This window comes from Streptomyces sp. NPDC096040 (assembly GCF_040303265.1).
Classification (GTDB): domain Bacteria; phylum Actinomycetota; class Actinomycetes; order Streptomycetales; family Streptomycetaceae; genus Streptomyces.
In genome coordinates, this window is record NZ_JBEOTA010000008.1 from 182,061 (window position 1) to 204,359 (window position 22,299).

General features: G+C 68.8%; 21 protein-coding genes. 7 read left to right on the forward strand and 14 right to left on the reverse strand.

Annotation, left to right across the window (positions count from 1 at the left end; all coding sequences use genetic code 11):
- The first annotated feature begins 30 nt into the window (after positions 1 to 30).
- From ABTY98_RS12970 to ABTY98_RS12980, 3 genes are all read left to right on the forward strand, one after another.
- Positions 31 to 816: a DUF1707 SHOCT-like domain-containing protein gene (locus ABTY98_RS12970; RefSeq protein WP_352220935.1), complete on the forward strand. Its 786-nt coding sequence runs from the start codon at positions 31 to 33 to the stop codon at positions 814 to 816.
- Positions 817 to 1,081: 265 nt separating this feature from the next.
- Positions 1,082 to 2,344, forward strand: coding sequence for a DUF445 domain-containing protein (locus ABTY98_RS12975; RefSeq protein WP_352221054.1), 1,263 nt, complete (start codon positions 1,082 to 1,084; stop codon positions 2,342 to 2,344).
- Positions 2,345 to 2,414: 70 nt separating this feature from the next.
- Complete coding sequence (locus ABTY98_RS12980) at positions 2,415 to 3,923, forward strand: MFS transporter (RefSeq protein ID WP_352220936.1); 1,509 nt, start codon at positions 2,415 to 2,417, stop codon at positions 3,921 to 3,923.
- A gap of 262 nt (positions 3,924 to 4,185) precedes the next feature.
- Here the strand turns inward: ABTY98_RS12980 and ABTY98_RS12985 are convergent, their stop codons facing one another.
- From ABTY98_RS12985 to ABTY98_RS13000, 4 genes are all read right to left on the reverse strand, one after another.
- Complete coding sequence (locus ABTY98_RS12985) at positions 4,186 to 4,554, reverse strand: cytochrome C oxidase subunit I (RefSeq protein ID WP_352220937.1); 369 nt, start codon at positions 4,552 to 4,554, stop codon at positions 4,186 to 4,188.
- Positions 4,551 to 6,245, reverse strand: a complete 1,695-nt coding sequence (gene ctaD / locus ABTY98_RS12990; RefSeq protein ID WP_352220938.1) for an aa3-type cytochrome oxidase subunit I — start codon at positions 6,243 to 6,245, stop codon at positions 4,551 to 4,553. The genes ABTY98_RS12985 and ctaD overlap by 4 nt, the downstream gene beginning before the upstream one ends.
- Before the next feature lie 175 nt (positions 6,246 to 6,420).
- Entirely contained in the window at positions 6,421 to 7,869 is a 1,449-nt protein-coding gene (locus ABTY98_RS12995; protein ID WP_352220939.1) for an alginate lyase family protein, read from the reverse strand.
- Between the two features lie 52 nt (positions 7,870 to 7,921).
- Positions 7,922 to 8,374: a hypothetical protein gene (locus tag ABTY98_RS13000; protein ID WP_352220940.1), complete on the reverse strand. Its 453-nt coding sequence runs from the start codon at positions 8,372 to 8,374 to the stop codon at positions 7,922 to 7,924.
- Positions 8,375 to 8,518: 144 nt separating this feature from the next.
- Here ABTY98_RS13000 and ABTY98_RS13005 point away from each other — a divergent pair, with 144 nt between their 5' ends.
- Positions 8,519 to 9,478, forward strand: a complete 960-nt coding sequence (locus ABTY98_RS13005) for a GlxA family transcriptional regulator (protein ID WP_352220941.1) — start codon at positions 8,519 to 8,521, stop codon at positions 9,476 to 9,478.
- 309 nt (positions 9,479 to 9,787) lie between these two features.
- On the opposite strand, the gene ABTY98_RS13010 is transcribed toward ABTY98_RS13005, so the two are convergent.
- The 3 genes from ABTY98_RS13010 to ABTY98_RS13020 form a co-directional block, all read right to left on the reverse strand.
- Entirely contained in the window at positions 9,788 to 10,090 is a 303-nt protein-coding gene (locus ABTY98_RS13010; protein ID WP_352220942.1) for a hypothetical protein, read from the reverse strand.
- A gap of 160 nt (positions 10,091 to 10,250) precedes the next feature.
- Entirely contained in the window at positions 10,251 to 10,793 is a 543-nt protein-coding gene (locus tag ABTY98_RS13015; protein ID WP_352220943.1) for an MOSC domain-containing protein, read from the reverse strand.
- Between the two features lie 48 nt (positions 10,794 to 10,841).
- The gene (locus ABTY98_RS13020) at positions 10,842 to 12,017 is read right to left on the reverse strand and encodes a serine hydrolase domain-containing protein (RefSeq protein WP_352220944.1); all 1,176 of its coding nucleotides are present in this window, start codon (positions 12,015 to 12,017) and stop codon (positions 10,842 to 10,844) included.
- 286 nt (positions 12,018 to 12,303) lie between these two features.
- On the opposite strand from ABTY98_RS13020, the gene ABTY98_RS13025 reads away from it, so the two are divergent.
- Positions 12,304 to 12,792, forward strand: coding sequence for a hypothetical protein (locus tag ABTY98_RS13025; RefSeq protein WP_352220945.1), 489 nt, complete (start codon positions 12,304 to 12,306; stop codon positions 12,790 to 12,792).
- 117 nt (positions 12,793 to 12,909) lie between these two features.
- On the opposite strand, the gene ABTY98_RS13030 is transcribed toward ABTY98_RS13025, so the two are convergent.
- From ABTY98_RS13030 to ABTY98_RS13050, 5 genes are read right to left on the reverse strand one after another with little or no spacing between them, the layout of a single operon-like run.
- On the reverse strand, positions 12,910 to 13,299 hold the full coding sequence (locus ABTY98_RS13030; RefSeq protein ID WP_352220946.1) for a VOC family protein: 390 nt from the start codon (positions 13,297 to 13,299) through the stop codon (positions 12,910 to 12,912).
- Positions 13,300 to 13,312: 13 nt separating this feature from the next.
- A complete protein-coding gene (gene tgmC / locus ABTY98_RS13035) occupies positions 13,313 to 14,518 on the reverse strand; it encodes an ATP-grasp peptide maturase system methyltransferase (RefSeq protein ID WP_352220947.1) in 1,206 nt (401 codons plus the stop codon).
- Complete coding sequence (gene tgmB / locus ABTY98_RS13040) at positions 14,496 to 15,497, reverse strand: ATP-grasp ribosomal peptide maturase (RefSeq protein ID WP_352220948.1); 1,002 nt, start codon at positions 15,495 to 15,497, stop codon at positions 14,496 to 14,498. Before tgmB ends, tgmC begins: the two co-directional genes overlap by 23 nt.
- On the reverse strand, positions 15,498 to 15,758 hold the full coding sequence (gene tgmA / locus ABTY98_RS13045; RefSeq protein ID WP_352220949.1) for a putative ATP-grasp-modified RiPP: 261 nt from the start codon (positions 15,756 to 15,758) through the stop codon (positions 15,498 to 15,500).
- Positions 15,759 to 15,801: 43 nt separating this feature from the next.
- On the reverse strand, positions 15,802 to 16,293 hold the full coding sequence (locus tag ABTY98_RS13050; protein ID WP_352220950.1) for a hypothetical protein: 492 nt from the start codon (positions 16,291 to 16,293) through the stop codon (positions 15,802 to 15,804).
- Between the two features lie 181 nt (positions 16,294 to 16,474).
- Between ABTY98_RS13050 and ABTY98_RS13055 the strand changes: the two genes are divergently transcribed.
- Positions 16,475 to 17,755, forward strand: coding sequence for an NsdA family TPR-like regulatory protein (locus ABTY98_RS13055; protein WP_352220951.1), 1,281 nt, complete (start codon positions 16,475 to 16,477; stop codon positions 17,753 to 17,755).
- On the opposite strand, the gene ABTY98_RS13060 is transcribed toward ABTY98_RS13055, so the two are convergent.
- Complete coding sequence (locus tag ABTY98_RS13060) at positions 17,736 to 18,398, reverse strand: HAD family hydrolase (RefSeq protein ID WP_352220952.1); 663 nt, start codon at positions 18,396 to 18,398, stop codon at positions 17,736 to 17,738. The two genes, ABTY98_RS13055 and ABTY98_RS13060, sit on opposite strands and share 20 nt — an antisense overlap.
- A gap of 306 nt (positions 18,399 to 18,704) precedes the next feature.
- Here ABTY98_RS13060 and ABTY98_RS13065 point away from each other — a divergent pair, with 306 nt between their 5' ends.
- On the forward strand, positions 18,705 to 19,094 hold the full coding sequence (locus ABTY98_RS13065) for a hypothetical protein (RefSeq protein WP_352220953.1): 390 nt from the start codon (positions 18,705 to 18,707) through the stop codon (positions 19,092 to 19,094).
- A gap of 235 nt (positions 19,095 to 19,329) precedes the next feature.
- Here the strand turns inward: ABTY98_RS13065 and ABTY98_RS13070 are convergent, their stop codons facing one another.
- A complete protein-coding gene (locus ABTY98_RS13070; protein WP_352220954.1) occupies positions 19,330 to 22,299 on the reverse strand; it encodes a Z1 domain-containing protein in 2,970 nt (989 codons plus the stop codon).

Here is a 22,299-nt window from a genome sequence, read left to right on the forward strand (position 1 = left end):
CCCGGCGACCGGAACTCGTAGTCTGCACTCATGACCGACGATGCCCCGGAGCTGCGCGCCTCCGACGCCGATCGCGAACGAGTCGCCGAGGTCCTCAGGGACGCCCTCGCGGAGGGGCGCCTGGACATGGAGGAGTTCGAGGAGCGGCTGGAGGCGACGTACAAGGCCCGTACGTACGGTGAGCTGACGCCGATCACCAGGGATCTGCCCGCGGCGGCTGGCTCACCCGCGGTGTCACCATCGGTATCACTGAACAAGTTCCCGGCGGACAGCGGCAGTTGGGGGAGCCGGATAGTCGGCGGCGAGGGCTCGTCCTCCTGGGCGGTGGCCGTGATGTCCGGCTTCCAGCGCAAGGGCCGCTGGACCGCGCCGAAACGCTTCAACTGCCTCGCGTTCTGGGGCGGCGGCGAGATCGACCTGCGCGAGGCGAACTTCGCGGACCGGGAGATCGAGATCAACTGCGTCGCGATCATGGGCGGCCTGAGCGTGCTCGTGCCGCCGGGGGTGGAAGTGGTGATGCGGGGCATCGGCGTCATGGGCGGCTTCGACCACCGCGAGGAGGGCACACCGCCGGACCCGGGCGCGCCGAGGGTGATCGTGACGGGCTTCGCCTTCTGGGGCGGCGTCGAGGTGGAGCACAAGGTCACCAAGGCGGAACGCCAACGCCTCAGGGAGGAACACCGCCAGGAGAAGCTGGACCGCGGGTCGGCCCGGCACGAACTGCACGCGGCCCGCCACGAGTGGCGCGAGGAGCGCAGGGGGCGACGCGAAGAACGCCGCGAGGAACGCGGCCGCCGAAGGCACGGCGACCACTGAGCGCCGGGGGGAACCGCGCGATCAGCCCCCACCGGGCCGCGGGGGACCACCGCCCGTCCAATTTCCCGAACAGACAGACGACGGGAACTCTTGTTCCGTTCCGGGAGTAGGTCAGGAAGGGACAATGGTGCGGGATCACCATGGGGGTGAGACCGGCTGCGAACGGGTGGAGCAGATGGAGGAACGTACGGAAACGCCGGACACCGACGGCCAGGCGGGCGGCCGGGTGGCTGTCACGCCGTCCCCGTCCCCGTCCTACAAGTCCATGAACGCCTTCACGCCCGCCGACGAGGAGCGCCAGCGCGGTGTACGGCACATGAAGCGCACGGCGACCGGCCTGCTGCTGCTCGTCGCCCTGGTGTACGTGCTGGCCAAGTGGGCGTCCGGCGAGGGCGCGGGCTCCTGGGCGGACTATGTGGCCGCGGCCGCCGAGGCGGGCATGGTCGGCGCGCTCGCCGACTGGTTCGCGGTGACCGCCCTGTTCCGCCACCCGCTCGGCCTGCCCATCCCGCACACCGCGATCATCCCGACGAAGAAGGACCAGCTGGGGATCTCGCTGGGCGAGTTCGTCGGCGAGAACTTCCTCTCCCAGGACGTCGTACGACAGCGGTTGCGTGCCGTCGGCATCGGCAGCCGGCTCGGCGCGTGGCTGGCGGAGCCGAAGAACGCCGACCGGGTGACGGCGGAGCTGGCGACCGCGCTGCGCGGCGCCCTGACCGTGCTGCGGGACTCCGACGTCCAGGCCGTGGTCGGCGAGGCGATCACCCGGCGGGCCGACGCCCAGGAGATCGCCCCCGGCATCGGCAAGATGCTGGAACGGGTCGTCGCCGACGGCGGTCACAGGCGGGTCGTGGACCTGATCGTCACCAAGGCGCACGACTGGCTGGTGCTGCACGGGGACTCCGTGATGGACGCCGTCCAGGGCGGGGCGCCCGGGTGGACGCCCCGGTTCGTCGACCGGCGGGTCGGCGAGCGCGTCTACAAGGAGCTGCTGCGCTTCTGCGCCGAGATGCGGGACATGCCGTCCCACCCGGCACGCGGCGCCCTCGACCGCTTCCTCACGGACTTCGCGAACGACCTCCAGTCCGACACCGACACCCGGGCCCGGGTCGAGCGGCTCAAGGGCGACGTCCTGGGCCGTGGCGAGGTGCAGGACCTGATCGCGTCCACCTGGACGGCCGTACGATCCATGATCGTCTCGGCGGCCGAGGACGAACGCAGCGAGCTGCGGCTGCGCGTCCGCGCCTCCCTGCTCTCCCTGGGCACCCGGATGGCCGACGAACCCAAGGTCCAGGACAAGGTCGACAGCTGGGTCGAGGGCGCGGCCGTGCACGTGGTGTCGACGTACCGCAAGGAGATCACCTCCCTGATCACCGACACCGTGGCGGGCTGGGACGCGGAGCACACCACCCGGAAGATCGAAGCGCACATCGGGCGTGATCTGCAGTTCATCCGGATCAATGGCACGGTGGTGGGGTCGCTGGCCGGCGTGCTGATCTTCACGGTGTCGCGGGCGCTGGGCGCGTAGGGCGCTTCGAACGCCTGGCACGGGGCACCCGCCTGGCGATTGTGTTCTCTCGCCGGCAGAGGAGGCGCGGATGGCTACGGGTGCGGATGTGGGCGTGGACGGGGCGGGCGGCGGCCACGGCGGCGGCCGGACGATCACCACTCGTATCCCGGCCCGCCTTGACCGCCTCCCCTGGTCCCGCTGGCACTGGACGGTCGTCATCGGCCTCGGCACGGTCTGGATCCTGGACGGCCTCGAGGTGACGGTCGTAGGCAACATCGCGAGCCGTCTGTCGGAACCGGGCAGCGGACTCGCGATCTCGTCCTCCCAGGTCACCGGCGTGGCGGCCGCGCTGTACGTGGCCGGCGCCTGCACCGGAGCCCTCTTCTGGGGCCGCCTGACCGACCGCTACGGCCGCAAGAACCTCTTCATGATCACCCTGGCGGTCTACCTGGCCGCCACGGCCCTGACCTCGATCTCCTTCGCCCCCTGGTGGTTCTTCACCTTCCGCTTCCTGACCGGCTTCGGTATCGGCGGCGAGTACGCGGCGATCAACTCCGCGATCGACGAACTGATCCCCGCGTACTACCGCGGCCGCGTGGACCTGATCATCAACGGCAGCTTCTGGGTGGGCGCGGTCGGCGGCTCGCTGCTCTCGATCGTCGCCCTGAACACGGACTTCCTGGCGAAGGACGTGGGCTGGCGCCTGACCTTCGCGCTGGGGGTCGTCCTGGGCCTGGTCATCCTGCTGGTACGACGGAACATCCCGGAGAGCCCGCGCTGGCTGCTCATCCACGGCCGAGAACGGGAGGCGGAGGAGATCGTCTCCTCGATCGAGCACCGGGTGGAGGAGGAGAAGGGCGAGCCGCTCCCCGAACCGGCGGGCGAGCTGGTGATCCACCAGCGGGCCGGCGTCACCTTCCGCGAGATCGCCCGCACGGTCTTTCACGACTACCGGCGCCGTGCCGTCCTCGGCTTCGCCCTCTTCATCGGCCAGGCGTTCCTCTACAACGCGATCACCTTCGGCTTCGGCGCGATCCTCACGAAGTTCTTCGACGTGCCGACGGGCGACACGGGTTACTACTTCGTGGTCATCGCGGTCGGCAACTTCCTGGGCCCCCTGCTGCTGGGCAAGCTGTTCGACACGGTGGGGAGGAGGGTGATGATCTCGTCGACGTACCTGCTCTCCGGGCTGCTGCTGTTCATCACGGCATGGCTGTTCGGCCAGGGTGTGCTGACGGCGGGGACGCTGACGGCGTGCTGGTGCGTGGTGCTGTTCTTCGCGTCGGCGGGAGCGTCCAGCGCGTATCTGACGGTGTCCGAGATCTTCCCGATGGAGACGAGGGCGATGTCGATCGCGTTCTTCTACGCGCTGGGCACGGCGGCGGGCGGCATCAGCGGCCCGCTCCTCTTCGCCGACCTGACGGGAACGGGCAAGGTGTCCGACACCGTGCTGGCGTTCCAGATCGGCGCGGGGCTGATGTGCGCGGCCGGGCTGGTGGCGGCGGTGTGCGCGGTGAACGCGGAGCGGAGGTCGCTGGAGGACATCGCCACACCGCTGACGGCGGCGCCGGGCGGGGCGGCGAAGGCGGGCGCGTAGGGGGCGGCGCGAGCGCGGGAGCGGGGGAGCTGGCGTACAGGGGCCCTTCCGCGGCCCAGTGCCACGGCCGCGGAAGAGGCTCTCAGCGGCCCTCAGCGGCCCAGTGACACGGCCGTGGTAGGAGCTCGGCCGTCAGCGGCCCAGTGACACGGCCGCGGAAGGAGCTCTCAGCGGCCGTCAGCGGCCCGGTGACACGGCCGCGGAAGAGGCTCTCAGCGGCCTTCCGCGGCCCAGTGACACGGCCGTGGAAGGGGCTCGGCCGTCAGCGGCCCAGTGACGCGGCCGCCGCCAGGAAGGTGACGCCCGCGCACACGGCCAGTGACCACCCCGCACAGCGTGCCCGCAGCCGGCGGTACCGGCGCTCGTACTCGCCCCGCAGGGACACACACCGGGCGGCGACCCGTTCGAGGTCCTGCCGGGCGTTCCGGAGGCTGTCGTCGACGTAGTGGCGTTCGATCTCGTCACGTTGGGACGTGGTCAACCAGTCCATGCACAGGGTGAACTCCCGTGCCCGCTGTTCGGCCTCCGCGATCCGGGCCCGCCACAGCAGGTAACCCTCCACCTGGTTGCCGAGGTCTTCGTCGGCCCCGCCCTGCGGTCTGCCGCCCACGTGGTGTTCCGCGTCGGTCATGAGTGGGTGCGGTAGGCCTCGGCCTCGGCCAGGGCGATGTCGGGGTGGTGCAGGTCGAACGCCGGGGATTCGCTGCGGATCCGCGGCAGGGTGACGAAGTTGTGCCGCGGCGGCGGGCAGGAGGTCGCCCACTCCAGCGAACGGCCGAAGCCCCACGGGTCGTCGACGCCGACCGGCTTGCCGTACCTGGCCGTCCTCCACACGTTGTAGAGGAACGGCAGCATCGACAGGCCGAGCAGGAAGGAGCTGATCGAGGAGACCGTGTTCAGCGCGGTGAAGCCGTCGGCCGCCAGGTAGTCGGCGTAACGACGCGGCATGCCCTCGGCGCCCAGCCAGTGCTGGACCAGGAAGGTGCCGTGGAAGCCGATGAACAGCGTCCAGAAGGTGATCTTGCCGAGGCGCTCGTCGAGCATCTTGCCCGTCATCTTCGGCCACCAGAAGTGGAAGCCGGCGAACATCGCGAAGACGACCGTACCGAAGACCACGTAGTGGAAGTGAGCCACCACGAAGTACGAGTCGGAGACGTGGAAGTCCATGGGGGGCGAGGCCAGGATGACACCGGTCAGACCACCGAACAGGAACGTCACGAGGAAGCCCGTCGACCACAGCATCGGTGTCTCGAACGACACCGAGCCCTTCCACATGGTGCCGATCCAGTTGAAGAACTTCACCCCGGTCGGGACCGCGATCAGGAACGTCATGAAGGCGAAGAACGGCAGCAGCACACCGCCGGTGACGTACATGTGGTGGGCCCACACCGTCACGGACAGACCGGCGATCGAGATGGTCGCCGCGACCAGGCCCATGTAGCCGAAGACGGGCTTGCGGGAGAAGACCGGGATGATCTCGGTCACGATGCCGAAGAACGGCAGCGCGATGATGTACACCTCTGGATGGCCGAAGAACCAGAAGAGGTGCTGCCAGAGCAGCGCTCCGCCGTTCGTGGCATCGAAGACGTGGGCGCCGAACTTGCGGTCCGCCTCCAGCGCGAACAGCGCGGCGGCGAGGACCGGGAAGGCGAAGAGGACCAGGACGGCGGTCAGCAGCACGTTCCACACGAAGATCGGCATGCGGAACATGGTCATGCCGGGGGCGCGCATGCAGATGATCGTGGTGATGAAGTTGACCGCGCCGAGGATCGTGCCGAAGCCGGAGAACGCCAGACCCATGATCCACAGATCGGAACCGAGGCCGGGCGAGCGGACCGCGTCCGACAGCGGGGAGTAGGCGAACCAGCCGAAGTCGGCCGCACCCTGCGGGGTGAGGAAGCCGCCCACCGCGATGGTCGAGCCGAACAGGTAGAGCCAGTAGGCGAACATGTTCAGCCGCGGGAAGGCGACGTCCGGCGCGCCGATCTGGAGCGGCATGATCCAGTTCGTGAAGCCGGCGAACAGCGGCGTCGCGAACATCAGCAGCATCACCGTGCCGTGCATGGTGAACGCCTGGTTGAACTGCTCGTTCGAGAGGATCTGCAGACCCGGCCGGGCGAGTTCGGCGCGCATGAGCAGCGCCATCACGCCGCCGATCAGGAAGAACGCGAACGAGGTGGTCAGGTACAGCGTGCCGATCGTCTTGTGGTCGGTGGTCGTCAGCCACTTCACCACGACATTGCCGGGCTGCCGGCCTCGCAGCGGCACCTCGCTGTCGTAATGGGGGACGGCCGAGGGCTCGGGGTCGTTGAGAACGGTCACCGGTGTGTGTCTCCAGACGCTCGCGGTTCGCCCGCACCATGGCGTGGTCCTCCGGCCATCCTGGCGGCTCGGAGCGGCGAGAGGAGCCCCCGAGCCGCCCGCATACGGCCGAACGGGCGGCCAGGACCCACGGTTGGAGCAAGCCCGGCGCCCGCCCGGCTCCGGCATCCGGTGCCTACCCGGCCCGGCGCCCCCGCCTGCGCAGCAACAGCAGCCCACCCGCCAGCGCGGTGATCCCCGTGGCCGCGGTCCACCCGACGACATCACCGGACCCGGTGGCGGCGAGGCCGTCGCCCTTGTCCATGGTCGACGGGGAGGACGGCGCCGAAGCGGACGCAGGTCCCGAGACCGATGCCGGTGCCGTCGGATTCGGGGAAGACGTCGCGCCGCCTGCCGCCTCCACCCGATCCCGCGTGAACGTCAGAGTCCCGAAGCCCAGTTGGTCGTACCCCCCGCTGTTCGGCCCGTAGTCCCCGCCTCCGCCCTCCGGCGCGGCCTTCGCCGCGATCTGCGTGACGTACGTCGCCGGCATCCCCCGCCGCTTCGTGTAGTGGTTGGCGATCATCGCCCAGACGGGACGGGTCATCGCCGGGTCCACCCCCGCCGCCGCGGTCGCCGTCTCGGTGCCCGACCAGCCTCTGATCGCCCCCTTCTGACGGGTGTTCGCGGTGTACGACACGTTCCCGCCCATGCTCCACTTGGCCACGTACTGCGCTCCCTTGAGGAACCGGCTGTCGTCGTAGCCGTACAGGTCGATCCCCTGGTTCCAGGCCATCTCGCAGAACGTGCCCATCAGGCCAACCCCGAGGAGTGTGTGGCCCTGATCGCGCCCGGCTTCCAGCCACTCGGCGAGCCCGTCGTCGTACACGACGGGAATCGCGTTCTTGATCGAGCCGAGCCCGGCGCCGTGCTTGAAGTACTCGACCGCGCGGGTGACCTGGGCGCGGTCGTCGCAGAAGATGCCGGTGGCGAGGACGCAGACCATGGCGGCGAGGTCCCAGTTGGTCCAGTAGTTGGAGATGACGGCGCCGTTGTGCCGGACGAGGAAGTCGTCGCTGACCGCGCCGAAGAGCTTGGTCAGCATCTCCTGGAACCGGGCGAGCTCGAAGTCCCCGTGGTCGCGGACGAGTTCGGCGGCGTTGGCGAACTGGTAGCCGTACAGCCCGGCGGCCAGGAACCGGTCGGCGGAACCGTCGACCGCGGTGAGGGTGGCGGACCACGCGTTGAGGACGGCGACCGCGGTGTCGGCGTACCCGCTCTCGCCGGTGACGTGGTAGCGCAGGGCGTTCTGGTACGCGGCGTGGATGTCGTTGTAGAGGAGCGCGTAGTTCTCCGGGGTGCCCGAGCCCCGGTACACCACGGCCTGCGGCCGCGCCTGCCAGCCGCTCCGCGCGTGCGGGTTGGCGGTGAGCCGGGCGAACCCGGCCGTGTAGGGCGCGGCGCCCGCCTTCACCTTGGCGGCCATGCGGTCGAGATCGGTGCGGGTGTGCAGCAGGCCGGGGTGCGCGAAGGCCCCGGCGGCGGAGGCGGGCCGGCCCGCCGCGGCGATCCCCGCGGCGGCCCCCACCGCCGCTCCCGAGGCCTTCAGCAGGCTCCGGCGGCTGATCTGTCGAGTCAGGTGCATGCCCTGGGAGACGAACCGGCGGCACCCGGATAACAGAAACCGGGGGAGTTGGTCAGGCGCCGGTCGTCGACCCCGGCCGCACGATCATCAGAACCGTCACGGCGGCCCAGAGGAGATTGAACACTCCTGTGAACATGGCGAGTTGGACGGTGGCCTGCCGCGTGTGGGCACCGCCTTCCACCAGTGCGCCCTGCCGGGGCAGCACCAGCGCGGCGAGGACGAGCGCCGCGAGTGCGGTGAGCGCGATCGACGTGATCAGCCAGGCGCTGCCCAGCACATGCATGTTGCTCGCCGTGGCGAACCCGAACACGGGGACGGCGACGCCGACGACGGCGTACACCCGGCAGATCCGGTACAGCAGCTGGAGGGTCTCGGCGGCACGGAGGTCGTCCGGCGACTCGATGGCGCGCCGGGCGGCCGGCGGGAACATGCTGGCGGCGACGGTGACGGGACCGATCGCGACGATCGCCGCGAGCACATGGACGGCGAGGAGGGACTTGGTCACGGCCTCGACCGTAGGCGGCCGGAAGATCTTGCAGAAGCGGCGATACTGCCACCACTCAGCGGATTCTCGCCAGCCACACGTGTCAGTTTCCTGAGCCGGCCACCCAGGATTGGCGGCAACCCGTCGAACCGCTACGTTCCTGCCATGCACACCGTCGCCGTACTCGTCCTGGACCAGGTCATCCCGTCCGACTTCTCCGTGCCGATCGACACCTTCGGCTGGGCCCGGCTGCCCGACGGCCGGGACGCCTACCGGGTCCGGGTGTGCGGGCCGGCGGACGAGGTGACCGCGGCGGGCGGCGCGTTCACGGTCAGGGCGCCGTACGGGCTGGACGCGCTGGCCGAGGCGGACACGATCATCGTGCCGGGCGTCGCGAATCCCACGTTCGAGCTTCCGCCCGAGGTCGGCGACGCCCTGCGCGCGGCGGCGGCGAACGGCACCCGGATCGCGTCGGTCTGTGTCGGGGCGTTCGTCCTCGCGGCCACCGGCCTGCTGGACGGCCTGCGTGCCACCACGCACTGGGCCGCGGCCGACGTCCTGGCCGCGCTGCACCCGGCGATCGAGGTGGACGCGAACGTCCTCTACGTCGACAACGGCCAGTTCCTGACCTCGGCGGGCGCGGCCGCGGCCATGGACCTGTGCCTGCACATGGTCCGCATGGACTACGGCTCGGCGGTCGCCGCGCACACGGCCCGGCTGTCGGTCATGCCGCTGGAACGGGAGGGCGGCCAGGCCCAGTTCATCGTCCACGACCAGCCGCCGGCCCCGGCCGGTGCCACCCTGGAGCCGCTCCTGACCTGGCTGGAGGACAACTGCGACCGGGACCTGACCCTGGAGGAGGTCGCGGCGCGGGCCGGCATGAGCACCCGTACCCTCAACCGCCGCTTCCGCGACCAGACCGGCACGACCCCGCTGCAGTGGCTGCACCGCGCGCGGGTGCGCAGGGCGCAGCATCTGCTGGAGACCACGGCCCACCCTGTCGAACGCATCGCGACCCAGTCGGGCTTCGGCTCCCCGACGGCCTTCCGGGAACGCTTCCGCAGGGTGGTCGGCACCAGCCCACAGGCATACCGCCGGGCCTTTCGCAGCGCGGATGCCCGCTAGGACGGACGGTGCTGGGGAGCGTCTGGCACGGATGGTGCTGGGGGGGGTTCTGGCGCGGATGGTGCTCAGGCGCGCCGGTCGGCGACAGCCCAGGACGCCAGCGCCACCGCCCCCGCGGCGCTGAAGACGGACGGCCAGGCGCCGACCGGCACGGATGGTGCTGGGGGGGTTCTGGCGCGGATGGTGCTCAGGCGCGCCGGTCGGCGACAGCCCAGGACGCCAGCGCCACCGCCCCCGCCACGCCGAAGACGGACGGCCAGGCGCCGACCGGCGCGGATGGTGCTGGGGGGGTTCTGGCGCGGATGGTGCTCAGGCGCGCCGGTCGGCGACGGCCCAGGACGCCAGCGCCACCGCCCCCGCCACGCCGAAGACGGACGGCCAGGCGCCGACCTTCCTGGCCAGCGGATGCGACCCGGCGAACGCGGCGACATACGCGACCGACAGCGCCCCGGCGGCCTTCCCGCCCGCCCGCTCCCGCCACTGCTGCGCGGCGGCGGCCCCGGCGACGGCCAGCACAACCCCGCCCAGCGGCCGCTTCTTCGTCCACCGGGCCACGCCGTACCCCCCGACGAGCCCGCCCGCGGCGATCACCGAACTGGGAACCCTGGCCATGCCTGTCTCCTTCTGCCACGTTCTGCCTGGTTTTCGCGAGGCTAACCCGCAGGCAACCACGCTGACGGAACATGAGCCGACCCTTGTCAACCCTGCTTCTCCGAGGAGACGACCGCGGCCTTCATGACCGCCTCAGACCCGTAGGGGCGTCGGCTGCGCCTCAGACGCGTTCCAGCGGCCGTTGAACCCCTTCGGGCAACTCCACCCGAATCGCATCCCCCGGCCGCACCACACCCCCCACCTTCACCACACTCATCACCCCGGCCCTACGGACGACCCGACCACTGCCGTCCCGCCCGACGACCTGCTTCAGCAGCCCTTCCTGAAAGCCGTCGATCTGCAGGCACGGATTCCGCAGCCCGGTCACCTCGACGACGGCCTGCCCCCCGATCCGCAGCAACGCCCCGACCGGCAGCCCCAGCAGATCCAGGCCACGGGTGGTGATGTTCTCCCCGAGTTCGCCGGCCCCCACCCGGAACCCGGCGCTTGCCAGCTCCGCGAACAACTCCTCGTGAATGAGGTGCACCTGCCGCAGATTGGGCTGACTCGGATCCTGAGCGACCCTGGACCGGTGCTTCACGGTCACCCCGGCGTGCACATCACCCTCCACCCCGAGCCCGGCGAGCAGGGTGATGCTCTCCCGGTTCGGCTTGGTGAAGGAGTACACCTCATTACGGCTGACAGCCGTCACGACCCCGTTCATAGGGCCGACCCTAACCCGGCGCCCACCTGCGCGAAAGGCCGTTGCCGACTAGGCCAACGACTCCCGCACCGCGTCCACGAGCGCGGACGCACGCGTATCCTCGGCCCCTTCGACGATGCTGTTCATGACGTACCCGAAGGCGATGCCGTGCTCGGGATCGGCGAAGGCAAGCGACCCGCCGCGCCCGGGATGCCCGAAGGCACGGGGCCCGGTGAGCGGGTTGGTCTCGACGGGCAGCATGTACCCGGACCCGAACCGAATCGGCATCATGATGACCTTGTCCACCCCGCCGGCCTGCTCCGCGGTCGCCGAAGCGAGCGTCTCCGGCGTGAACAGCCTTACCCCGTCCTCCACTTCCCCGATCAACGAGGCGTACATCCGCGCCAGCCCCCGCGCCGTACCGATCCCGTTGGACGCGGGGATCTCCGCGGCCTGCACCTCGGCGGAGTTGAAGTCGATCTCGGCGGGATCGGTGACGGCGAACGCCCGGTTGCTCAGCGAGTCCGGATCCTGCAACGCGGCGACGAGCTCCCGCGCCTCCGCCGGCACGACCTCCAGCGGTACGGTGCTCAGGTCGACCTCGGCCTTCGGATAGACCATCCGGCTGACCCGCCCACGCTCGGCCGCCGGCAGCCCGATGAAGAAGTCGAGCCCGAGCGGCCCGGCGATCTCCTCGGCGAAGAACCGCCCCGGCGTACGCCCGGAGACCCGCCGGATCACCTCCCCGACCAGCCACCCGAAGGTCCGCCCGTGATACCCGTGCGCGGTCCCCGGCTCCCAGGCGGGCCGCTGAGCGGCAAGGGCGGCCACCATCGCATCCCACCCCAAGGCCCCTTCCAGGGGCACAGGAGGCTCAACGGTGACCACCCCGGCCCGATGCGACAACAACCACCGCACCGGAATCCCCGCTTTGCCGTTCACCCCGAACTCGGGCCAGTAGTCGGCCACCGGAGCATCGAGATTCAACTCCCCGCGCTGGGCGAGCAGATGCGCCATGGTGGCGGTCGCCCCCTTGGTGGCGGAGTACACAAGCTGCAAGGTGTCCCGCTCCCAGCCCCGCCCGGTCTCCGGATCGGCGACCCCACCCCACAGATCCACCACGGGCCGCCCGTCCCGATACACACATACGGCGGCCCCGACATCCCCGCGCTGCTCGAAGTTGGCGGCGAACGCCTCCCGCACACCCTCGAACCCGACCGCGACTTCCCCGTTGATCGTCGTCATGCCCTCATCCTGGCACTGCGACCCCCGCTTCGGCTGTGGTCTTGGGGCTGGTCCCGATCAGGCGGTGCGCAGCCGGCCCCCGGACAGGGAAGTCGGACGGAACACAACTGTCCCCGCCCTTGGGGCCGTTGGCATGCGGTCCCGCCGGCAGCTGATCGCGCCTGGGGGTGACGGGAACCAGATTCGCGTTGGGATTCTCCCAGTCGACGGCTGCCTCCCGGCCACACGGGTCCGGCCTCGAAGCCCACCTGGTGCCGCCGTCACGGTATGGCTCAAGCTGGCCCGCATGGGTTGGTTGCCACTGCTCTCCACCCTGGCCGGGGCCGCGATCGGCATCGTCGCCACGCTCATCGCCGATCGGAATCGGTGGAAGCGCGAAGATGCCAAAGAAGCTCTTCGGCTGCGGCTCGACACATACACGCAGTACACCACCGCCGTGAAGATCCTCGGTGAGACCTTGCGGGCCCTGGCCGAGCGTGAGCACCCTTCCGGCGAAGAGCGGGCGCTTGCGCTGCGCGAAGCCTTCCGCGAATCAGGCATCGCCATCGCATCCGAACGGATGTGGCTCATCGCGCCCCAACCTGTCGTCCAGGCCTCCAACAGTGTGTTCCACTGCCTGCGACGCATCCGCGACGGCTACATCGACGGCACTGCTGTCAGCAGCCCAGAGGATCACGCGCGCTGGGAGGAACGCGGCAATGCTGCCGCCAAGATGCGCAAACTCATGCGCGAAGATCTCGGCGTCGGTCCACTCACGGAACGCCACAGCGCCTAACCGGGCACTCCAGCCGAAGATCACGTCCCATATTTTCCGGCGTGATCGTTTGCCACCAGTCCACGCAGGTCGACACGGGAGGGTTGAGTCGCTGAGCGGATACAAGCCCACAGTTGGTCAGCCGAGGTAGTCCGCGCGTCCTTCGTCGTCGAGCTCGAAGGCGCCCTCAGGGATGATGCAGAACTCATTGCCCTCAGGGTCCGCCATCACCAGGAACCCCCCGTCGTCGTATTGCTCCAGCCTGCTCCCGCCGAGCGTCTCCACCCGTTGCTGCTCGGCTGAGGGGTTGGGCGAGGTGATGTCGAAGTGCATGCGGTTCTTGCCCGACTTGGGTTCGCCGGTCCGCTGGAAGCCCAGGCCGAGGCCGTTCTCTCGCCGAAGCCATACATACGGACCCCCGCGACCCACGACCGGCCTGCCCAGCAACTCGGACCAGAACGCAGCGAGCCGCTCGGGGTCAGTGGCATCGACGATGAGCGCATTAACCCGCATAGGGGAGTCCACCATGCCACCGATCCTCTCAGCCGGGCCGCCCGGGCAACTCAAGCATGGGCATCCGCGGATGCAGCAGCCGCTGTTCGCCACCGTTCATCCGGAGACCGAACAACTCGGGCCCCGGCCGCCCCGCGAAGTCAAAGGCCTCCACAACGTCCTCGACGCGCTCCCACAACTTCACCGGCCCGGCCTCCCGCACCTCCCACTCGCCGTCGCCCGGGGTGAGCGAGGCGACAGAGCCGCTGACGACATCGACCAGGTGCACGACGTCTCCCACGGTGGTCATCTGAGCGTCGGGAACCGCGCATTGGGCAAGAAAGCGCAGATGGAACGCCTCCGCAGTCGCAGCCGTGATCCGCTCGGGCCCGTACCTCGCAGCCCTGCCCTTCTCCGGCAGCCCCGCAGCCCAGTGGGCGGGGTTCCCGAGCGTCGGAGCCGCGTGCGCCCGGACCGACATGAAGGAGACGGTGCCCGGCAGCAGCGGCCCCTCCGCCGTACCGTCCTCGGCGACCGTGAGGAGGACGCGCGCATACCCGTACAACCACCCTGACAGCGTGAGCAGGATCTTCCCGCCCGGCCGGGTCTGCGCGATGAGCGCGTCCGGCACGGAACGGAAGGAGCAGGCCGCCACGATCCGGTCGAAGCGCGCCTCGGGCCAGTAGCCGTACAACCCATCCGCCACGGCCAGAGTCGGCGTGTACCCGCAGCCGTACAGCGCGTCCGCCGCCACCGCCAGCCGGTCCGGATCGACCTCGATGCTCGTGACGTCGGCAGACCCCAAACGCTCGCACGCCAGCGCGGTGGAGTATCCGCTGCCGGTGCCGACCTCCAGCACGGTATGCCCTTCCGCCACCTCCGCATCGGCCCACATCCGCAGGACGAGCGACGGCAGCGTCGACGAGGAGGTCGGCGCCCCACCGTGGCGCACCCGGGGCGCGCTCCAGTCCGGGTCCCTCCCGTCGAACTGGGTGATCAGTGTGGCATCGGAGTACGCGGTGGCCAGCCATCTTCCGTAGTCGAGCTCGGCGGTGACGGGCTCCCACACCGTCAGTCCGTGCTCGTCGGGTTCGCCGGCGGCCAGGTAGAAGCCGGGCACGAACCGATGCCGGGGCACCTCCGCAACCGCGGCCAGCCAGCCGGGATCATCCAGGACCCCGTCTCGTACGAGTTCCTGCGTCATCACCTCTCGAAGCAGAACCGAATCGACCTCAAGATCCTTGGGCATCGTCATGCTGCTGTTTCCCCTCCCCGCTCAGGATTTCGGCGAACGCGTCGGCAATGGCCGGGGCGTCCGGAAGCCAACCCCACTGCCCGTTCGGGTTGCACTCGATGGCCCACCAGTCCTCCGGGTCCGTCCCCTTGCCGGTGAGCGCGAAGTCGAAGCAGCCGAAGACCAGGCCGAACGAGGCCAAGTAGCTGTGCAGCGCGGCCTGGACAGACTCGGGGACGGCAACAGGCGCGTGGACAAGGTGGTCCCAGTCCCCTCGGCGCCAGTCCAGAGCACCGTCCGGCGTGGTGATCCGCTGGGCGAAGACATGACGACCGACCACTGTGACCCGGACATCTCCGCACTTCGGAACCTCCGCCTGAAAGAGATGCGCGGTGACCGCGACCGTTTCGTCCAGCGCGCCGGGCTCGATGCGCTGGGCCCAGATCGCTCCAACGTGGCCGTCCTCGCCCTCCGGCAGCCCACGGAACGTCTTGTAGATGACGCGCCCGTGCTCGGCCGCGAACTCTCGTGCCTCCTCCACATCATTGGTGACCAGGGTCGCCGGAACACGAAGACCGAGAGCGGCGAACCTCTGAAGCTGGGCCGGCTTGAAGTCGGCGCGGGCGATTGCGAACGGATGGTTGACGTACAACGCACCCCGCAGACTGTTGAGCACACCGCCGAGCCCGTGCCGCGCCTCCGCGACGGCGAACTCACGCTGCTGGCACGGCAGATGACGAAAGCGGACGGCGTACGAGGTTGGGCGGCGGAAATAGATCGCTCTCACGGCCTCCACATCCACCTTCCGGCTGGCGGTGCGTAACCGTCCTCCCCACCTCGGGCTGTCCGGACCGAGACGAAAACCGAAGACGAGCCCCGGCCCGACATCCCCCGGGTCGACGCGCACGACGGCCACGTCTCGCTCGTTCAAGGCCTCGATGACTCGGTCCGCGGTGACATCCTCCAGAGCGGTGACGACCAGAACGGCGGACTTCGCCACTCAGTCCGACTCGTAGTCGGTGGTGTTGTCGTCCTGAGTCTGCGGTTGCTGCCCGTCCCCACCGCCGGAGACCGACGCGGTACCCCTCGTCTTCGACGTCCCGTGCTTCCCCATCTCGATCACCCGACCGGCGGCGTCCGTGTAGACGGCGGTCTGGGAGGCAGCGTCCAGCCGGACCGACGCGTACGGGGGAGGCCCGACCGGCAGCCGGTCGGTCACCAACCGCATGGCCCAGGGTGCGTGAACGGCCGTAGTCGTCATGCGTTTGCTCACCATTCCTTTCGAGGTTCCTCGCGGAGGAGGATCAGAGTTCCGAGCGGGCGGCCAGTCGTGACCGCCCCCTCTTGACCAGGGCAGTGATCGAACGCGGGGCGCACAGGTCGCCCTCGTAGCGCGGCGGGACCAGCCAATAGGTGCCAGGGGGCTGCTGTCGATCGAGCCGTGGCACGCCGAGATAGGTGCCGTGCCCCAAACACGTGGCGATGTCGTCGTACGCCCAGACGAGACCGGCGTGTCCCTGGATCAGGGCGTAGTACGTGCCGCCCACCGCGCGGCGGTCGTAGATGATCGAGCCCCCCAGAAGGAGGCCGAGGCAGACAGCGACATGGTCCGGGTTGCTCGAATCCACGGCCGCGTGTACCTCGTCCGACGCCATCCGCACCGCTGCGAACCGGTCGCCGAGCGGTAACAGCGCGACGCCCTGAGTCGCCCACTCGTGCCAGGCCTGCGCAGGCGTCGGATGGGCTCGTGCGAGCCATTCGGCGATCGCTCTGTCCAGGGCCACTTGTGTGTCCACAACCTGCCTCCTGTCCTGGGAACAACACAAAGCGTTCAGTAACCGGGCGTGCGATTCGAGGACTTGAAGAGGTCTCTAAAAGGACTCTGAAGGGGCTTTGGAACCTCCTTCGGAGAGAAATCGTGCTTGAAACAGGACCCTGTGTGGGAGAGTTGGGGAAGCCGCAGCAGGAGGTGCTCCAGTGCCCAGGCCCACCGGCAACGTCCGCCTCAAGGCCGCCCGCGTAGCCGCGGGTTTCAACTCCCAGCAGCATTTGGCCGATGCGCTCACCCAGCACGCCAAGGACATGGGCGTTCGAGGATTGTCGATCGGCGTACGACAGGTCCGCCGCTGGGAATCGGACAATCCGCCCTGGCCGCAACCGGACTGCCAACGCGTGCTTGTGCAGCTGCTCGGACAGAGCATGGAGGCGTTGGGGTTCACGCCTCCGTGGGGTACCGATGGGCCACAGCACGCAGAGCACACACGGCGCGCCCTTGCCACCGGCGGCCGGACAGCGCCGGGAGGCCGGCCATCACTGCCCCGCAAAGTCGCCGTGTCACCCCAACCTTCCACAGCCGGCGCCGACTTCATGGCGGTGACCCGCGCCCACCGCCGGCTCTACTGGTCGGTCGCCCCGGCCGAGCTGCACCCGGCCGTCGTCGCGCACGCGGCCCTGGGATGCGCCCTGTTGCCGGCGACGACGGACTCGACACGTCGTGAGGTCGCGGCCGCGATGGCGGAGACCTACCTCCTGGCGGGCCGTATCGAGTTCTTCGACCTCCGCGAGCCGACCACGGCCAACGACACCTTCCTGCTGGCCCTGCAGGCAGCGGGGGAGGCGGACGACGCGCTGCTCGGCTCGGCGATCATCGCGCACATGGCGTTCGTCCCGGGTTGGGTGGCGGATCGAGACGGCGCGCTCGAGCGTATGACCGCCGCGCGCACCTACGCACGACGTGCTCCCGCCTCCGCCGAGTTCCTGGCCTGGCTGGACGCGGTGGAGGCCGAGTGCGAGACGAGGTCGGGCAACAGCCGTACCGCGCTGCACCTCCTCGGCCACGCCGAGGACGTCCTGACATCGGGCAATGAACACCCTTCGCCGGAGTGGCTGGACTGGTTCTCTCCGGCTCGTCTGGCGGCCTTCAAGGGCAACACCCAGATGATCGCGGGCCACCTCCCGCAGGCCCGCGAAAGCCTGCTGCACGCCCTGGCCGCGATGACACCGGCCGAGGACAAGCAACGCTCGGTGGTCTACGGCGACCTGGCCGCCGTGGAGGCGGCGTCCGGAAATCCGGAGCAGGCGTGCGAGTACGCGGGCAAGGCCCTCGACCAGTTGTCCGTCACCTGGTATGCGACAGGCATGGACCGGGTGCGCGAGGTACGCAGGGCGCTCGCGACCTACCAGGCCGAGCGCTGCGTACGTGACCTCGACGACCGCCTGTACGACTGGTCGACGACCCTTAGCGCGCTGGGCCGTTGAACTGCCGGACCAGTTCCGGAAGTTCAAGCAGTCCCTCGACCCTGAAGGTCGGGAGTTCCCTGGCCTCGGGCTCGTTCCACTGAATGCTGGCCCAAGGCCCACGGCGCACGAGGGCGGTGTGCATGCCGGCCTGCCGGGCGGGACGGATGTCGTTGTCACAGCGGTCCCCGACGTAAAGGATCTCGTCGGCATCGAACGGCACGGCGTCGGCGACCCGCTTGAAGAACTCCAGGTCCGGCTTACTGGCGCCCCAGTCGTCCGACGTACCGATGAGATCGACGCCGTCGGAGAGCAGCTCCCGCAGGATCCGACCCGCCCGTACGGTCTGGTTCCCGGCGATCCCGAGCCAGAGCCCGTTGGCCCGCAGAGCAGCGAGCGCAGGCCTGACGTCCGCGTAGAGATCCCCCTCCCCGAAGGACTCCGGCTGCCCAGCGGCGGCCCGCTTCTCCCGCTCCTCGTAGAGGTCGAACCCGGGCCGAAACTCCTGGAAGACCTCCCGGTAGTCCCGTCCCTGAGCGATCACGGCTCCGAACATTGCGTGGAAGGTGTGCCGAGGCACACCGAGCCAGTCGGCCCAGGTCCCGTACTCCCGGGTCTCGTCGACCAGACACTCACCTACGTCGAAGACCACTGCGCGAATCATGTGGGCAGGTTATCGGGAGGACGAGCTCGGACGCTTGCCCGCTCCCAGGGTTGGTGATTGGCTGGCGCGATCAGAAGCTATATCTCAACCGAACATGATCGCTTGATTTGCGCTGGTCAGGAATGGTCTAGCTCGGAATGAGGGAGGCATGCGGCGTCTTGTTTCGGCTCGGCGAGTGAGGGATGCACGATGGCGTCCGTGCTGGGAACGTTGGAGGAGCGGGAGACAGCGGCCCGGGTGGCGGGTGGAAGGTCTGCGGGAGGAAGTCGCGTGGCTGGCTGGGGTGCTGGAAGCCGCGGAGATCGGGTGGACCGGCGGGTGATCGCGCGGGAGGAGCTGGTAGAGGCCCTGGAGGCCTCGGCTGCCGAGACCACCGCCGTGACCGGGACGAAAACCGTGTCCGCGCCCGCGCCGGTACCGGGCTCGATCGTGCCGCCTTGGCGCGAAGGACTGCCGGTGACTGTGTCCGCGCTGGACTGCCAGTGGATTCTGGGCGTGCTCGACGAGCGGCAGCCCGCGGGCCAAGGGCCGCTGAAGGTGAGGGAGATCATGGTTCGGCTGGGCTTGGAGACAACGTCGGCGAAGGTCGAAGGGGTGCGCTCGAAGGCCCGGCGTCTGGCGGAGCGCGGGAGGCTTCTGCAGGAGATGTCGGAGCGGCGGCCGGTCGCCGTGCCAGACGCCGGCTCATTCGCGTGACCATCAACCACCGGATCATTGCCTCGCTGCTGGTCGGCAACCGGCTGCCATTCGCCCAATGCAAGGAGGTCACATCGACATGAAAGCGCTGAAACAGTCGAACTCCCCTGTGTGGCCCTCCTGCCTGGCCCTCCTGCCAAGTCCGCTTACGCGCCTATGTTGACGGGAGATTCGCCGGCGTTTCGGCTCCGGCAACCGAGCTGCGTGCAGATGAGCGCCCACGAGAAGGGGTAGTTCAGCTGTTTGTGTCAACGATGGGGGAGTCGGAACGGCTCTTGTCGATGGCGCTGAAACTGATCGGGGGTCGTCCGGCCGCCGCGGCGGAGGCGGGTGCCACCAAGGAGAAAACCATGGCCACCTTCCCCGGGTCCACCTCTCCGTTCCGCACGATAGTTGAAGGATCATCCTCGATGACTGGATAGAGGAGTATCGCTCCGCGTCGGTCTCGGGAGAACCGTTCCGTTACGGGGTCCGATGAAGGCGGTATGGCGCGGGCTATGCGTCGGGCCGTTGTTCGGTGCTTGCGATCGCTGATGTAGCCGAAGATCTGGACACGACGGCGCTCGCGTTTCGAGAGAGCCAGAGGAACGGATGATCCGATCACACTCGCCGACGTACCGCGGCTGGTTGTGTAGTGGGGGGTGATCAGCAGCCAGTCGTCGATCAGGTGAGGGCTCTTGGCGATCTCGCGGAGGAAGCGCAAGTGGGGGAGGAACGGGGCGGCGTTCCACCAGCGGAGTTTCTCCAGCACTCCCATGAGCTCAGCATGAGAGACGGATGCTGTGAGCGCGGTGAGGTGGTAGTCCTTGCCGTAGTCCTCGTCGTGGGTCGTGAACGTGACGGGGGTCGTTGAAAGGCGCTTGAGAAGAGGAAGCCACTGTGTGGTGTTGTGGGCCAGATCGATATGGTTGGTCGGGTGCGCAGTCGGCTCGATGATCCGCCCCGGCCCGGCTATCTCTTCAATCTGGGCGTTAAACATCTTCGTGCGGCTGCTGGGCTTGAGCCATGGGAGGTGTTGGGATACCAGCGGCGGGATGTCTCGGGGAGTCACCAGCGGTTTGCCGTCGACGAGTTCGGCGTACTGGGCGAGCTGGTCACGGAAGGTCTCTTCGTCCAGGCAGATGGCCTCGAAGGCCTCATAGAGATCGACCGTGGACTTGCTTGCCTTGGTGAGTTTCTCCGCGCGACTAATGTAGAGGCGGACTAGGTCCTGGTAGCCGGGGCGGAAGCCGAACCAGCGGCCCATTTGCATGAGAGTGTCGGCCTGCTGGGTCGTGCGGCGGTAGTAGGTGACCGTGAGACCTTCGACGGTGAAGCCGCGGGAGAGCTTGGTGCCACCGACGAGGATCTTCCAGACGTGGGGCTGGCGGTCGAAGTCGAGGTCGAGTTGGTCGAAGTACTTGTCACTGTCGCCGTTCACGACGACGACCGGATTGCCTCCCCGGCGGATGCGGCTGCAGGCCTGGCTGATGTACGGGCGGAGTTCATCGTACTCGGCGGGGCCCGGTAGGTCAGCGGCGCGGGCCTGGGAGACCGGGCGGACATCCCGCTGAAAGAGGTCGGCTAGGCGAGCGTGGCCTGTGGAGTTAGTGGTGTAGCCGGCCTGGTGCCACATGGTGTTGAGATGCAGCGCGAGTTCAGCGTGATCGTCTTTGCGGACCGACTCGTGGACCAGCATGGTGTGGTGCCGGTAGGGGCCGTCAGGGACGCCGTGGGCCGCGCGGTAGAGCTTTATCGCGCCGGTGAGGACGAAGCTATCCATGGCCTCTTGCATGGACTTGTCGTCGATCTCGTCCGGGGAGTAGATGCCACGGACGTGGGACTTGGCACGGGAGTTGGCGTACGTGCGCTCCTTGTCGAGGATGGGGGAGTCCAGGTCATGGAAGTCCTGGACGCCCATGTAGCCCTCGGGGCGGGGGAGTGAGATCAGGAAGTCCCTGGGGAAGATGTCTTCGCTGTCGCTCGGGTCGATGAAGACATTCGCGAATGGGGTTGCGGTGTAGCCCACGTACTGGGCGCGCGGGAGCAGCGTCAGGAGCTGGGCGATGCGAGAGTTGATCGCGGTGCGCTTGGGGCGGTCCGATTCCCACTTCTTCGGGTCCGTGGTGTTGACGGACGCCTGGTCGGACTCGTCGTCGATGATCAGAGCAGGGAGTTCGCCGAGCAGGTTTTGGATCTGCTTGAGGTCCTTGATGAGCTTGTCGAGGACTGACTTGTTCTTCTTTACGATCATGACGCGGGCGTCCGCGTGGTGGAGATTGCGCGAGTCGTACAGCGGCAGGCCGCGCTCGCGCTTCTCGAACTCGATGCCGCGGATGCCCTGGAGGAGACTTTGGTAGTCCCGGTCGCGGGTGGTGAGGCGCTCGATGTCGAAGGCGCTCAGGGCGGAGGGGCGTCCGCCATGGGAGACAAACTGCGGCCACTCCTCGTCGTCGCCGATGTAGTCGATGCCGACCAGCGAGTCCAGGTCATTGGGGTCGGCACCACGCAGGATGTTCTCCTGCCCGATCAACTCCATGTCGAGGCGGCGCTGGGTTTGCTTGCGTAGGAGGTTCAGGGTGCCGCCGAGAATGATGACCAAGCGGTAGCCGGAGTCGATGGCCTTGGCGGTGACACCGGTGAAGTTCGCGGTCTTGCCGGATTGGACATAGCCAACGACTAGGCCGCGTGCCTGGCGGCGGGCAACCTGCTCGGGATCGGTGAGGCGCTCTACGACCGCGCGGCTGGCTTCGTCCAGGCCAGCGATTGCCTCGCTGCTCCAGCCCTTGGCCCGCAGTCGCTTCTCGTACGCGGGCCAGTAGAAGGCCCGCGCTTCGGCGCGCTCCCTGGTGTACCAGGGGGTGAACTCCGCGGTGATTGTGGTGTGGCCCGGTTTCTTGGAGACCACGGCGGCGTTGGTCAGAGCCTTGCGTAGGCCATCTTCGAAGCCAAGGTGGCCGTATATTTCCGCGCGGCGTTCGTCGGTGCGGGGAGGTGCGGTGGCCCAGGCGGCCCGCTCCTCGAAGTCCCAGGAGGTGAGCTTGCGCTCCCATAGGACGGTCAGGGCATCAGACTCATCCGTCAGGCGCTGGCTGAAGGTGTCGTCCGAGAGGTCGGCGTGGGGGAAGTCCTCCGCCTCGGTCTCTGCCCGCCTTGCGAAGGGCTTGGGGCCACGGGTCATTCCGCCGAGGACAGCGGTGTGGATTTCCAACAGTGCGTCGGTCAC